General features: G+C 66.6%; 14 protein-coding genes. 13 read left to right on the top strand and 1 reads right to left on the bottom strand.

The annotated features are described in order from the left end of the window. Positions 1–36: 36 nt before the first annotated feature. From IEX61_RS07240 to IEX61_RS07220, 5 genes are all read left to right on the top strand, one after another. Entirely contained in the window at positions 37–210 is a 174-nt protein-coding gene (locus IEX61_RS07240) for a GNAT family N-acetyltransferase (protein WP_229725763.1), read from the top strand. Between the two features lie 153 nt (positions 211–363). Next, entirely contained in the window at positions 364–1,506 is a 1,143-nt protein-coding gene (steA, locus tag IEX61_RS07235) for a putative cytokinetic ring protein SteA (protein ID WP_229725762.1), read from the top strand. 9 nt (positions 1,507–1,515) lie between these two features. Beyond that, a complete protein-coding gene (locus tag IEX61_RS07230) occupies positions 1,516–2,067 on the top strand; it encodes a copper transporter (protein WP_054671961.1) in 552 nt (183 codons plus the stop codon). Further along, entirely contained in the window at positions 2,064–2,753 is a 690-nt protein-coding gene (locus tag IEX61_RS07225) for a glycosyltransferase family 2 protein (protein WP_188817360.1), read from the top strand. Before IEX61_RS07230 ends, IEX61_RS07225 begins: the two co-directional genes overlap by 4 nt. Continuing rightward, complete coding sequence (locus tag IEX61_RS07220; protein ID WP_188817358.1) at positions 2,750–3,640, top strand: hypothetical protein; 891 nt, start codon at positions 2,750–2,752, stop codon at positions 3,638–3,640. Before IEX61_RS07225 ends, IEX61_RS07220 begins: the two co-directional genes overlap by 4 nt. A 38-nt stretch (positions 3,641–3,678) precedes the next feature. Here IEX61_RS07220 and IEX61_RS07215 read toward each other — a convergent pair whose 3' ends face one another. Then, on the bottom strand, positions 3,679–3,945 hold the full coding sequence (locus IEX61_RS07215; RefSeq protein WP_054673551.1) for a DUF2627 domain-containing protein: 267 nt from the start codon (positions 3,943–3,945) through the stop codon (positions 3,679–3,681). A 199-nt stretch (positions 3,946–4,144) separates the two neighbouring features. Between IEX61_RS07215 and IEX61_RS07210 the strand changes: the two genes are divergently transcribed. From IEX61_RS07210 to IEX61_RS07175, 8 genes are all read left to right on the top strand, one after another. After that, a complete protein-coding gene (locus IEX61_RS07210) occupies positions 4,145–6,184 on the top strand; it encodes a sigma-54 interaction domain-containing protein (protein ID WP_188817356.1) in 2,040 nt (679 codons plus the stop codon). A 31-nt stretch (positions 6,185–6,215) separates the two neighbouring features. Beyond that, the gene (gene ptb, locus IEX61_RS07205) at positions 6,216–7,325 is read left to right on the top strand and encodes a phosphate butyryltransferase (protein ID WP_306302966.1); all 1,110 of its coding nucleotides are present in this window, start codon (positions 6,216–6,218) and stop codon (positions 7,323–7,325) included. 52 nt (positions 7,326–7,377) lie between these two features. Further along, positions 7,378–8,472 (top strand): Leu/Phe/Val dehydrogenase, encoded by a 1,095-nt coding sequence (locus tag IEX61_RS07200; RefSeq protein ID WP_054670304.1) that lies wholly within the window; start codon positions 7,378–7,380, stop codon positions 8,470–8,472. A 15-nt stretch (positions 8,473–8,487) separates the two neighbouring features. After that, complete coding sequence (gene buk / locus IEX61_RS07195; protein WP_188817354.1) at positions 8,488–9,597, top strand: butyrate kinase; 1,110 nt, start codon at positions 8,488–8,490, stop codon at positions 9,595–9,597. A gap of 98 nt (positions 9,598–9,695) precedes the next feature. Next, complete coding sequence (gene lpdA, locus IEX61_RS07190; RefSeq protein ID WP_188817352.1) at positions 9,696–11,120, top strand: dihydrolipoyl dehydrogenase; 1,425 nt, start codon at positions 9,696–9,698, stop codon at positions 11,118–11,120. 74 nt (positions 11,121–11,194) lie between these two features. Next, positions 11,195–12,190 carry a thiamine pyrophosphate-dependent dehydrogenase E1 component subunit alpha gene (locus IEX61_RS07185; protein ID WP_054670301.1) on the top strand — a complete coding sequence of 332 codons (996 nt, stop codon included), beginning with the start codon at positions 11,195–11,197 and terminating at the stop codon, positions 12,188–12,190. Between the two features lie 13 nt (positions 12,191–12,203). Further along, positions 12,204–13,187, top strand: a complete 984-nt coding sequence (locus tag IEX61_RS07180; RefSeq protein WP_054670298.1) for an alpha-ketoacid dehydrogenase subunit beta — start codon at positions 12,204–12,206, stop codon at positions 13,185–13,187. A 24-nt stretch (positions 13,188–13,211) separates the two neighbouring features. Further along, a partial coding sequence (locus IEX61_RS07175; protein WP_308423724.1) for a biotin/lipoyl-containing protein occupies positions 13,212–13,545 on the top strand: 334 nt, incomplete at its 3' end.

Below are 13,545 nucleotides of genomic sequence, written 5' to 3'. Positions count from 1 at the left end.
CCCATCACGCGGAAACCCTGTATTCTCCGCGCCGCGGTGACCAACTTCCGCAGCCGTGCGGTCCCCGAGCGGTTGGGCTTTCGCCTGGAGGGCGTGCTGCGGGGCGTCGAGCGGTTTGCCGACGGCTCGTATCGCGACCACGCGGTGTACGCGATGTTGGCGGAAGAGTGGCGCGAACGGCGCGCAAAGCAGGTGCCACCCAAGACGTGAGTGGCCTTGGCATGGGATAAGAAATGGGATCCGGTACGAGCCGACCGCATGATGCGGTCGGTTTTGCTTTTCGGGGGGAGAGGGAATGAGATTTTCTTCCTCTTGCCAAACTAGTACCGAACGGGAGGGTGCGCGGACAAAGGGGGAGAAGGCGTGATCGCCTGGTGGCGTTCCGGCAAACCGATCAGCGGCACGGCGGCCGTCGACGAGCGGACGAAGCGTCTGGTCATGCGTCTTTCAGGCGGAGAGATTGCCGTCATTCGCCATCGTGACGTGGACGAAGTGGCGGCGCACGGCCTGCTGGAAGCCGGCGTGCGGGCGGTGGTGAATGCGCTGCCGTTTTTAAGCGGCAGCTACCCGGCGGAGGGAGCGCTCCTTTTGGCCCGCAGCGGCGTGCCCCTGTTTGAAATCGCCGAGGCCGACTTTGCGCGCATCCCCGAGGGCGCGCGCCTCGTTCTGGACGAGGGGCATTTGTGGATTGAGGAGACCGCCACGGCGCTGCCTGCGCGACGCGTCACCGCCGACGAGCTTGAGCGCCGCTACCGGCGGGGTGTGGCCAACCTCGAAGAGCGGCTGGCGCAGTTCATCGACAACACCCTGCATTTTGCGGCGAAGGAAAAAGCGTTCTTCATCCGCCCGCTGCTGACGCCGGTGCTGCGGACGCCGCTACAGGGCCGGCACGTGTTGGTTGTCGTGCGCGGCAGCCACTATCGAGAGGACCTGCTGGCCATCCGCGGGTACGTGGAGGACTGGCGTCCCGCGCTGATCGGCGTCGACGGCGGCGCCGACGCCCTGCTCGACTTCGGATGGAAGCCGGACATCATCATCGGCGACATGGACAGCGTCTCCGACCGCGCCTTGCGCTGCGGGGCCGACCTGATCGTACACGGCTATCCCGATGGCCGGGCGCCGGGGATGGCGCGGCTCAAGCAGCTGGGCCTCAGCGGACATGTGCTGTGCGCCCCCGGGACGAGCGAGGACATCGCCCTGCTGCTGGCCTATGAGAAGGGTGCCGAGCTGATCGTCACCGTGGGAACGCATTCGAACATGATCGATTTTCTGGAAAAAGGGCGTCAGGGGATGGCCAGCACCGTGCTCGTGCGGATGAAGATCGGGGCGAAGCTCGTCGACGCCCGCGGGGTTTCCAAGCTCTACCCGCGGCGCCTCAAGTGGCGCACCCTGGCCTACCTGATCGGCGCCGCCTGCGTTCCGGTGGCCGCCCTGTCCGCCGTGAGCGAGTCGCTGTCGCGGCTGTGGCGGCTGGTGTGGGTGAACGTCAAGCTGCTGATGGGGTGAGGAATCGCCGTGTATCCATGGCGCTACCACGTCGTCACGGTGTCGTCGGTTTTCCTGGCGCTGGGCGTGGGGATTCTGCTCGGCGGAACGGCCGGCCAACGGTGGATCGAGGCCAACCAGCAGGATGTGATTGCCAGCCTCGCGGCGAAATACGACGAGACGGTCCGACAGAACAAGGCGCTGCAGCGGCGCCTGGATGAGCTGCATGTCCAGTTTGAGGAAACGGTCCGCGAGATGTCTCGCCTCGTTCTCGCGGAAGCCATGGCGCAAGCTTCCCCCCACGTCTGGCTCGTCGGCGATCCGGAGGCGGTCAAGGGGCTGGCCGACTTTTTGCGCGACGTCGGGTTTGCCGTGACGCTCGTTCCGCCGGAGGCGCAAGGGCCGCCGGAAAAACCGGAAGCGGCCACCGTGCTCGTGGTGACGGGCGATCTTTCCCCTGCGTGGGCGGGACGGATGATGCTCCCCACCGTGCGCGTGGACACGACCGACCCGACGCCGTACAGCTACCTCACCGCGGTGAAAGCAATCGTCAGCCGCATGCAGGGAGGGGGCCCGTCATGACGACACGGCGCGTGTCGGCCGTCGTCCCCGCCTACAACGAGGCGCTCACCCTGCCCGAGACGCTGGCCGCCCTGCGCCGCGCGGGCTGCGTGGACGAGGTGATCGTGGTCGACGACGGCAGCGTCGACGGTACGGCCGATGCGGCGCGTCCGTACGCCGATCGCGTCATCGTGCACGGCGAAAACCGCGGCAAGGGGGCCGCCCTCGAGACGGGGTGGCGGGCGGCGCGCGGCGACATCCTCCTGTTTTTGGACGGCGATCTGGGCGATACGGCCGCCTACGCACCCGCGCTGCTCGAACCCGTCGAGCGGGACGTGGCCGACGTGGTGGTGGCGGTGCTCCCGCCGGCGCGCCGAAAAGGGGGGTTTGGCCTGGTTAAGGGGCTGGCGCGGTTCGGCATTGCGCATCTGACGGGCTACGCCCTGCAAGCGCCCCTGTCCGGCCAGCGGGCCGTGCGCCGGGTGGTGCTGGAATCCCTTCCTCCTTTATCCGGCGGGTTTGGCGTCGAGGTGGGGTTTGCCGTCGACGTGCTGCGGGCGGGCTTCCGCCTTTACGAGGTGCAGGTGCCCTTCCGCCACCGCGAGACGGGACGCGACGTGCGCTCCTTTGTGCACCGCGGGCGCCAGTTCGTCGACATCGCCCTCACGTTAAACCGCAAGCGGCGGGAAGGGAGGCGGGCAACGTGACGGGAGCGGAGCCGGCGATGGGACAGGGGCCCCCGCTTGCGCTGGGTGTGGCCGGCGCTGCCGCGTCGCTGGCCCTCGGGTGGCTTTTGGTCCGCGTGACGCTTGCCGTCTTGTGGCGAACGGGCCCGCTCCGCACCAACTACCGGGGCGACGTCGTCCCCGTCGGCACGGGCTGGGCGGTGGCCCTTCCCGCCGGATGCGCGCCCCTGCTGTGGGCCTGGTGGGCGGGCGCCGAGGCGGCGCATCTTGCGCGCATCCAGCTGCTCGTCGTCGCCGGCTTTGCCCTCCTTGGCGCCGTTGACGACATCTGGGGCAGCCGCGCCGTCACCGGGCGGCGCGCCCACCTGCGGGCGCTGCTCGCCGGGCGGCCGACCACCGGCGCGGCCAAAGCCGTCGGCGGCCTGGTTGTGGCGGCGGCGGCGGCGTGGCTGTCGGGTTTCCGTGGGGCGGCGTGGGCGGTGGCGTTGCTGATCGTCGCCTTGTCGGCCAACGGCGTCAACCTGCTGGACCTGCGCCCCGGCCGTGCGCTGAAGGCCGCCGGTTGCGCCTTTTTCTTGCTGCTGCCGGCCCTTCCCGCTTCGGCATGGCCCCACTGGCTTCCGGCCGCCTGCGCGGGGGCGGCCCTCCTTCCGCACGACGTGCGCGGCCGCGCCATGCTCGGCGACACCGGCAGCAACACGATCGGTGCCCTGCTCGGCCTGTGGACGGCGTGGTGGCTGCCGGCATGGGGCCAACTCCTGTGGCTGGGGGTGCTTGTCGCCCTTCACCTCTATGCCGAACGGCGGTCGCTGTCCGACCTCATTGCCCGCGTGCCCCTCTTGACGTATCTGGACCGGTTGGGCCAACCGGACGGATCGCCGCCGCCCCCGGCCGAGCGAAGCCGGTAACGCCGCAGCCGATTTTCCTCCTCCATAAAAAACGGGGCCTACGCCCCGTCGTCCTGGCGCCGCGTTTTGATGAACCGTTTTTGCACGCGGCGCCGTTTTTTGTCGCGGTAAAAGAGAAACCCTCCGACAAAGCCGATGCCGCCGAGGAACAGGACGGCTCCGGCGAGGAAGGCAAGCCCGTCGTGCCCGGTGGCGGTTTGGGCAAACGCGGCGAAGACGGCCTCGCGCATCAATGTCCAGCCATAGGCGGCGACAAGGCCGGCCGAAACGAGGATGAGCAAGGCGATGAGCCGTTGGATCAGCATCGGGCGCTCCCTCTTTCCGGTGCGGTTGGGTTGGCGCGTTCGCGCGGGCGGCGCTGGGGTGCGCCGTTCCCATCGTAGCGCAAAAATCCCTCCCCGTCCACGGCGCAATGGGGTATAATCGCCATAGCCTGCAAAATTCTTCACGAAACAGACGGCAAAAATTTTCGCACATGCGGTGGAAGGGAAGGGAGAGGGGACGGTGAAGCGGGTTGCGGTGGTCGGAGACGGAGTGCAAACCCAGGCCCTGGTCCGCCTCCTGCGCCAGGCGAGCGGCGTGACCCTTGTGGGGGTGGCGGAAAGCCTGGCGGATGTGGAATCGGCGCTGGCGGGCGATCCCGATCTCGTGGTGGTGACGGCGCGCGATCCCGAGGCGGTCGAAGCGGTGCGCGTGCGGGCAAAGGGCGCGGCCGTGGTGTGGGGGGAGGTGGCCGGCGCCTTGGCCGATCTCGCGGCGGAAGCGGCTTGCCTGCGCGACGCCCTGAAGAAGGCCCGGCGCGCGCGGGACGTCATCCTCGATTCCACCCACGACGCCATGCTGGCCGTCGACGCCGAGGGGCGCGTCACGCTGTTCAACCGCGCTGCGGAGGCGCTCACCGGGCTCAAGCGCGAGGACGTGTTGGGGCGGCGCGTCACCGACGTCATCCCCTCGAGCCGGCTCATGCGCGTGCTCGAAACGGGACAGGCCGAACTCAACCAGGAACAGTGGCTCGACGGGGGGCGGCGCATCGTCACCAATCGCGTCCCCGTCGTCGACGAGAGCGGGAAGGTGATCGGCGCTGCGGCCGTCTTCCGCGACATCACCGAGGTGATGGCCCTGGCGGAGCAGGTGACGAACTTGAAGGAGGTGCGCAGCCTGCTCGAGGCCATCATCCACTCGACGGAGGACGCCATCTCCGTCGTCGACGCGCGGGGCATCGGCATCCTGATCAACCCCGCCTACACCCGGCTTACGGGCTTGACGGAGGAAGACGTGATCGGCAAGCCGGCCGATGTCGACATCTCCGAGGGCGAGAGCATGCACATGAAGGTGCTCCGCACGCGCAAGCCGGTTCGCGGCGTCCCGCTCAAGGTGGGGCCGAAGAAGAAGGACGTCATCGTCAACGTGGCCCCGATCATCGTCGATGGGGAGCTGAAGGGCAGCGTCGGCGTGATCCATGACGTGTCGGAGATCAAGCGGCTGAATGCGGAATTGGAACAGGCTAAGAAGATCATCCGCACGTTGGAGGCCAAGTACACCTTCGAGGACATCATCGGCGAAAGCGATGCCCTGCGCATCGCCGTGGAGCAGGCCAAAAAGGCGGCCACGACGACGGTCACGGTGCTGTTGCGCGGCGAGTCGGGCACGGGCAAGGAGCTGTTTGCCCACGCCATCCACAACGCCAGCGATCGCAAGTACAACCAATTTGTGCGCGTCAACTGTGCGGCGCTGACGGAATCGCTGCTCGAAAGCGAGCTGTTCGGCTATGAGGAGGGAGCGTTCACCGGCGCGCGGCGTGGCGGCAAGCGCGGTCTGTTTGAGGAGGCCAGCGGGGGGACGATCTTCCTCGACGAGATCGGCGAGCTGTCCCTCAACATGCAGGCCAAGCTCCTCCGCGTGCTGCAGGAGAAAGAGGTGGTGCGCGTGGGCGGGACGAAGCCCATTCCCGTCGACGTGCGCGTCATTGCCGCCACCAACGTTAACCTCGAGCGGGCTATTCAGAAGGGGACGTTTCGGGAAGACTTGTATTACCGCCTGAACGTCTTTCCCATTTTTATCCCGCCCCTGCGCTACCGCAAGGAGGACATCCCGCTCTTGTGCGCCCACTTGATCCGCAAATTTAACCAGGAGTACGGGCGGATGGTGAAACGCGTCGACCCGGCCGCCCTCGAGGTGCTGTCCGCCTATTCCTGGCCGGGGAACGTTCGGGAACTGGAAAACATTTTGGGGCGGGCTATCATCAACATGAGGTTCAACGAAACGGTCATCCGCGTTGAACACTTGCCGCCCCTCGACCAGCAGGCGGGGTCGGCGCCGGCCGGCGGCCATCGCCGTTTCACCGGGCCGATCGAACCGCTCGAGGCCGTCCTTCGGCGGGCCGAGGCCGAGCACATTGCCCGCGCCCTGTCCGCCACGGGAGGAAACAAGACGGAGGCGGCTCGGCTCCTCGGGATCTCCGTCCGCAACCTGTACTACAAGCTGGAGAAACTCGGGCTGAACCGGGAAATCGCCAAACCGGCAGACGAAACCTCCACGTCATGATGTGCACGTTCATTCATGCAATGCCTTGCTCATGTGTGCAGGAATTTGCGCATCATGGGGAGCCGAAACATGGCGACGGCGGGATGGCGGGAGGTTGCGGATGTTGGCATTGTTTTTGCTTAACCTTCCGGCGGAATGGTTGTGCGCCTGGATGCAAAGCCTGTTGGTAAGGGGGGAAACAAGGGGCGCATCATCACGGCACTCATGGAAGGTGAATCGCATGAACCGGCTACAGGATCTGTTGGAGTACGCCAGGCGTAAACCGGCGGTGACCGTGTCCGTCGCGGTGGCCGAGGACGAGGACGTGCTCGCCGCGGTCAAGGAAGCCCAGCGGCAGGGCATCGCCGAATTTCTGCTGTTCGGCAACCGCCCGAACATCGAGCGCATCGCGCGACAGATCGGCTTTCCGCTGAATCAGGTAAGCGTAGAACACGTGGAGGACCCCAAGGCGGCGTGCCTCGCCGCGGTGAAGGCGGTCCGCGAGGGGAAAGCCGATGTCGTCATGAAGGGCATGGTGTCGACTGCGGACTTTCTCCGCGCCGTGCTGGACAAGGAGCACGGCCTGCGAACCGGCCGGGTGCTCAGCCACGTGGCCGTTTTTGAGGCCCCGCTGGCCGACCGGCTGATGCTCCTCAGCGATGCGGCGATGAACATCGCCCCGACGCTGGAGCAGAAGGTGCACATCATCGAAAACGCCGTGCAGGTGGCCCGGGCGCTGGGCATCGAGCGGCCCAAGGTGGCCCTCATCACCGCCATCGAGACGGTCAATCCCGACATGCCGGCGACGACCGACGCGGCCATTCTGGCCAAGATGGCCGAGCGCGGCCAGATCAAGGGGGCCGACGTAGACGGTCCGCTGGCCCTTGACGTGGCCGTGTCGCCGGAGGCGGCGGCGCACAAAAAAGTGGGCGGCCCGGTGGCCGGCTTCGCCGACGTGCTCATCGTCCCGAACATCGAGACCGGCAACGCGGTGTACAAGACGCTGACCTACCTGGCGGGGGCCAAGATTGCCGGCATCCTCGTTGGGGCCAAGGCGCCGGTGGTCGTCACGTCGCGGGCCGACACGCCGGAGACGAAGCTCTACGCCATCGCGCTGGCGGTGCTCGCCGCAGAGCGGGCGCGCGCGCCGATGACGGTGTAAAAGCGTCCAACCCATCCGTCTTCACGTTGCCGAATGCGAGGAGGAGGAGACCATGAACATCTTCGAGTACCTGCAGAAATACGACTACGAACAGCTGATCTTCTGCCACGATGCGGCGTCGGGGCTGAAGGCGATCATCTGCATCCACGACACCACCCTCGGCCCGGCCCTTGGCGGGTGCCGCATGTGGACCTACGCGTCGGAGGAAGATGCCATCGTTGACGCGCTGCGTCTCGCCCGCGGGATGACGTACAAGGCTGCGGCGGCCGGCCTCAACCTGGGAGGCGGCAAGACGGTGATCATCGGCGATCCGAAGAAGGACAAGAACGAGGCGATGTTCCGCGCCCTGGGGCGCTACATTCAGTCGCTGGGCGGTCGCTACATTACGGCGGAAGACGTGGGCACGACGGTGGCCGACATGGACATCATCCATCAGGAGACCGATTACGTCACCGGGGTTTCGCCGGAGTTTGGCTCCAGCGGCAATCCGTCTCCTGTAACCGCTTACGGCGTCTACGTCGGGATGAAGGCCGCGGCGAAAGTGGCCTTTGGCAGCGATTCGCTGGCCGGCAAGACGGTCGCCGTTCAGGGCGTGGGCAGCGTGGGGTACCACCTCTGCAAGCACCTGCATGAGGAAGGGGCAAAGCTGATCGTCACCGACATCAACCCCGAAAACGTGAAGCGGGCCGTGGAGGAATTCGGTGCCCAAGCGGTCGGTGCCGACGAGATCTACGCCGTCGATTGCGACATCTTCTCCCCGTGCGCCCTCGGCGGCATCCTCAACGACGAGACCCTCCCGAAGCTGAAGGCAAAGGTGATTGCCGGTTCGGCCAACAACCAGCTGAAGGAGGAGCGCCACGGCGACCGGATCCACGAGATGGGCATCGTCTACGCGCCCGATTACGTGATCAATGCCGGCGGGCTGATCAACGTGGCCGACGAGCTTGAGGGGTACAACCGTGAGCGCGCGTTGAAGAAGGTGGAGTCGATCTACGACAACCTGATGAAGGTGTTCGAGATCGCCAAGCGCGACAACATCCCCACGTACAAGGCGGCCGACCGCATGGCCGAAGAGCGCATCGCGCAGGTGGCGAAGACGCGCAGCACCTTCGTGCGCAACGAGAAATCGATCCTGAGCCGGCGGTAAAGCGAGGCGAGACACGTGCAACGAACGCATCGGCTGCTCATCATCAACCCCGGCTCGACGTCGACGAAGATAGGTGTGTACGAGGACGAAAAGCCCCTCTTCGAGGAGACGCTGCGCCACGACGTCAAGGAGTTGGCCCCCTACGCCCGCATCATCGACCAGTACGCCTTTCGCAAGCAGGTGATCCTCGACGCCCTGCACGAAAAGGGCATCAACCTGACCAAGTTCAGCGCCATTGTCGGGCGCGGGGGTCTCCTGCGCCCCATTCCCGGCGGGACGTACCGCGTCAATGCGACGATGCTCGAGGACCTCAAAAGCGGGCGGTACGGGGAGCACGCGTCCAACCTCGGGGCCATCCTGGCCCACGAGATCGCGTCGCAGCTCAACATTCCGGCCTTTATCGTCGACCCGGTCGTCGTCGACGAGCTGGAGCCGCTGGCCCGCATCAGCGGCGTTCCGGGCATCGAGCGGAAAAGCATCTTCCACGCCCTGAACCAGAAGGCCGTGGCCCGGCGCATTGCCAGGGAGATGGGCAAACGGTACGAAGAGGCCCACTTCATTGTGGCGCACATGGGCGGCGGCATCAGCGTCGGCGCCCACAAGGCGGGGCGCGTGGTCGACGTGAACAACGCCCTCGACGGCGAAGGCCCCTTCTCGCCGGAACGCGCAGGAACGGTTCCCGCCGGCGACCTGGTGCGGTTGTGCTTCTCGGGGCGGCACACGCAGGAGGAGATCCGCCGCATGCTCGTCGGCAAGGGCGGGCTGGTGGCCCACCTCGGGACCAACGACGCACGCGAGGTGGAGCGGCGCGTGGAGGAGGGGGACAAGCGGGCCCGCCTCGTGTACGAGGCGATGGCCTATCAGGTGGCCAAGGCCATCGGTGCTGCCGCCGCGGTGCTGGAAGGGCGCATCGACGCCATCATCCTCACCGGCGGGCTGGCCTACAGCAAGATGTTCACCGATTGGATCGCGCGGCGCGTGGCCTGGATCGCGCCGGTCAAGATCTACCCCGGGGAAAACGAGCTTGCGGCCTTGGCGGAAGGCGCCCTGCGCGTGCTGCGCGGGGAAGAAGAGGCCAAGGAGTACCCCGTCCCGGTGGTGCGCGAAGCGGTCTTGCAGCGATGAGCATGCCGGCGTGCCGATTGCCGGGATCTTCCGTGTCGGCATGGCGCGCATGGCCCCACGGAGGGCAACGAGAAACGAGGCGCGAAGGAGGATGCGGAGTGGCTCGCGAATTTGATCTCGTCGTACTGGGCGCGGGGCCGGGCGGCTACGTGGCCGCCATCCGCGCCGCGCAGCTCGGCATGAACGTGGCCGTGGTGGAAAAGGACAAGCTGGGCGGCACCTGCCTCCACCGCGGGTGCATCCCTTCGAAGGCGCTGCTGCGCAGTGCCGAGGTGTACGCGACGCTGGCCGAAGGGGAGAAGTACGGCGTCGAGGCCGGCGGCGTCGCCCTCAATTTCGCCAAGGTGCAGGCGCGCAAACGCGCCATCGTCGAGCAGCTGCACAAGGGCGTGCAGCACCTGATGAAGAAGGGCAAGATCACCGTCGTCAAAGGGTATGGCCGGCTGATGGGGCCGTCCATCTTTTCGCCGCGTTCCGGCGCCATCCGCGTCGAGACCCAAGACGGCGAGCAGGAGATCCTCGTTCCCGAGCACGTCCTCATTGCCACCGGTTCCCGGCCGCGCACGCTGCCGGGGCTCGACGTGGACGGCGAGGTGGTGATGACGTCCGACGAAGCCCTGGAAATGGAAGCGCTTCCGAAATCGATCGTCATCGTCGGCGGCGGGGTGATCGGCGTGGAGTGGGCCTCGATGCTGCGCGACTTCGGCGTCGAGGTGACCGTCGTCGAGTTCCTCGACCGCATCCTGCCGACGGAGGACGAGGAGATCAGCAAGGAGATGGCCCGCATCCTGAAGAAGCGCGGCGTGACGATCCACACCGGGACCAAGGTGCTGCCGGAAACCTTCCGCAAGACGGACGGCGGGTTCACCGTGGAAGCGGACAAGGGCGGCCAGCGGCTCACCCTTTCGGCGGAGAAGATGCTCGTTTCGGTGGGCCGCGTGCCGAACGTGGAGGACATCGGCCTGGAAAGCACGGAAATCGAGCTGGAGAAGGGCTTTATCAAGGTCAACGACTATTACCAGACCAAGGAGAAGCACATCTACGCCATCGGGGACGTCATTGCCACGCCGCAGCTGGCCCACGTGGCGTCCCACGAGGGGATTGTCGCCGTGGAGCACATGGTCGGCTTGAGCCCCGACCCGATCGACTACACGAAGGTCCCGCGCGTCACCTACTCGCGGCCGGAAGTGGCCAGCGTGGGCTTGACCGAGCGGGAAGCGCGCGAAAAGGGCTATGAGGTGAAGGTGGGCAAGTTCAACTTCCGCGGCAACGGCAAGGCCCTCATCTTCGGCGAACCGGACGGGTTTGTCAAAGTAGTGGCCGACGCGAAGACGAACGACCTCCTCGGCGTCCATATCATTGGCCCGCACGCCTCGGACCTGATCACCGAAGCCGGATTGGCGCGCGTGCTCGACGCGACGCCGTGGGAAGTGGCCCACACCGTCCACCCGCACCCGACGCTGGCCGAGGCGATCATGGAGGCGGCCTTGGCCGTCGACGGGAAAGCGATCCACGGGGCGTAACGCCGCGGCAGGCCGGGTGAGGCGCGGACGCGGCGGTTCGGCGGGCAAGCTTGAGGAAAAGGAGGCGCAAGCGCATGGCGGAAAATCGGCACAAGGCCCTGGGCCTGACCGACGAGCAAGTGGTCGAGATGTACTATTACATGCTCCTGGCGCGCAAGGTGGACGAGCGGCAGTGGCTCCTCAACCGCGCCGGGAAGATCCCCTTCGTCATCTCCTGCCAGGGACAGGAGGCGGCGCAGGTGGGGGCGGCCTTCGCCCTGAAGAAGGGCGTCGACTACCTGTGCCCGTACTACCGCGACGCGGCAGTGGTCCTCGTCTTCGGCATGACGCCGCGCGACTTGATGCTGTCGGCCTTTGCCAAGCCGGAGGACCCGAACAGCGGCGGGCGGCAGATGCCCGGCCACTTCGGCTGCAAGCGGCTCAACATCCTCACCGGATCCAGCCCGGTGACGACGCAGGTGCCCCACGCCGTGGGCATCGCCCTGGCGGCGAAGATGCAGAAGAAGGAGCTCGTTGTCTACACCTCCTTCGGCGAGGGGTCGAGCAACCAGGGCGACTTCCACGAGGCGGCCAACTTCGCCGGGGTGCACAAGCTGCCGGTCATCTTCTTCTGCCAGAACAACAAGTACGCCATTTCCGTGCCGCTCAAGAAGCAGATGGCCGTTGACAGCGTGGCCAAGCGGGCCGTCGGCTACGGCTTTGCCGGCGTGAGCGTTGACGGCAACGACCCGCTGGAGGTCTACCGCGTGGTGAAGGAAGCCCGCGAGCGCGCCCTGCGCGGCGAAGGGCCGACGCTGATCGAGGCCGTCGTCAACCGTCTGGTGCCCCACTCCAGCGACGACGACGACCGCACCTACCGTTCGCGGGAGGAGCTGGAGGAAGCGAAGAAGCAGGACCCGATCCCGCGCTTCCGCCAGTACCTGCTCGAGGTGGGGGCGATGACGGAAGCGCAGGAGAAAGAGATCGCCCAGCGCGTGCAGCGCGAAGTGGACGAGGCCACCGAGTACGCCGAAAAGGCCCCGTACGCCGAGCCGGAGACCGCGCTGAAGTACGTGTACGCCGAGAAGTGAGGAGGGACGGACGATGCCGGTAATTTCCTACATCGAAGCGGTCACCCAGGCCTTGCGCGAGGAGATGCGCCGCGACGAGCGCGTGTTCGTGCTCGGGGAGGACGTCGGCAAGCGCGGCGGCGTGTTCCGCGCCACCATGGGCCTCATCGACGAATTCGGCGAAGAGCGCGTCATCGACACGCCGCTGTCGGAGTCGGCCATCGTCGGCGTGGCCATCGGCGCGGCGGCGTACGGAATGCGCCCGGTGGCGGAGATTCAGTTCGCCGACTTCATCCACCCGGCCGTCAACCAGATCATCAACGAGGCGGCCAAGATGCGCTACCGCTCCAACAACGACTGGCATTGCCCGATCGTCGTCCGCGCCCCCTACGGCGGCGGCGTGCACGGTGCGCTGTACCACTCCCAGAGCGTCGAGGCCCTCTTCAACAGCACGCCCGGCCTGAAGGTGGTCGCCCCGTCGACGCCCTACGACGTGAAGGGGCTCTTGAAGGCGGCCATCCGCGACGACGACCCGGTGCTGTTCTTTGAGCACAAGCGCTGCTACCGCCTTATCAAGGGCGAGGTGCCCGAGGAAGACTACGTGCTGCCGATCGGCAAGGCCGACGTCAAGCGGGAAGGCGAGGACATCACCGTCTTCTCCTACGGCCTGGCCCTGCACTTCTGCCTCGAGGCGGCCGAGCGGCTGGCCCAGGAGGGGATCAGCGCCCACGTTGTCGACTTGCGCACCTTGTATCCGCTCGACAAGGAGACGATCTGCGAGGCGGCGGCGAAGACCGGGAAGGTCCTCATCGTCCACGAGGACAACAAGGAGGGCGGCGTCGGCGGCGAGGTGGCGGCCATCATCGCCGAGGAAGTGCTCTTTGACCTCGACGCGCCGATCAAGCGCCTGTGCGGCCCGGACATTCCGGCCATGCCGTACAGCCCGCCGCTCGAGAAGTTCTTCATGCTCAACCCCGACAAGGTGTATCAAGCGATGAAAGAGCTGGCTGAGTTTTAACGAACGGGAAAAAGGAGGCTCATCATGGCGGTAGAAGTCAAAATGCCCCAGCTGGGGGAGAGCGTCACCGAAGGAACGATTGCCAAGTGGCTCGTCAAACCCGGTGACAAGGTGAACAAGTACGACCCCCTCTGCGAGGTCATGACCGACAAGGTGAACGCCGAGGTGCCGTCTACCGTTGCCGGCATCGTCAAGGAGATCCTCGTTCCGGAAGGCGAGACCGTTTCCGTCGGCACGCCCATCTGCCTGATGGAAGCGGAAGGCGAAGCGCCGGCCGACGAGGCGGCGAAGGCCGACGCGGCCGCATCGCCCCGGGCGGAAGCGGCCCCGGCCCCGGCCCAGCCGGCCGCAAAGGCGG

This window comes from Calditerricola satsumensis, from assembly GCF_014646935.1.
Classification (GTDB): domain Bacteria; phylum Bacillota; class Bacilli; order Calditerricolales; family Calditerricolaceae; genus Calditerricola; species Calditerricola satsumensis.
This window is presented reverse-complemented; position numbering and strand designations above follow the sequence as displayed.

What these genes read in the sequence shown, in the direction of transcription:
- IEX61_RS07200 (WP_054670304.1), top strand. Translation starts at nt 7,378, where the DNA reads ATGAACATCTTCGAGTACCTGCAGAAATACGACTACGAACAGCTGATC.
- IEX61_RS07185 (WP_054670301.1), top strand. Translation starts at nt 11,195, where the DNA reads ATGGCGGAAAATCGGCACAAGGCCCTGGGCCTGACCGACGAGCAAGTG.
- IEX61_RS07215 (WP_054673551.1), bottom strand. Translation starts at nt 3,945, where the DNA reads ATGCTGATCCAACGGCTCATCGCCTTGCTCATCCTCGTTTCGGCCGGC.
- IEX61_RS07180 (WP_054670298.1), top strand. Translation starts at nt 12,204, where the DNA reads ATGCCGGTAATTTCCTACATCGAAGCGGTCACCCAGGCCTTGCGCGAG.
- ptb (WP_306302966.1), top strand. Translation starts at nt 6,216, where the DNA reads ATGTGTGCAGGAATTTGCGCATCATGGGGAGCCGAAACATGGCGACGG.
- IEX61_RS07225 (WP_188817360.1), top strand. Translation starts at nt 2,064, where the DNA reads ATGACGACACGGCGCGTGTCGGCCGTCGTCCCCGCCTACAACGAGGCG.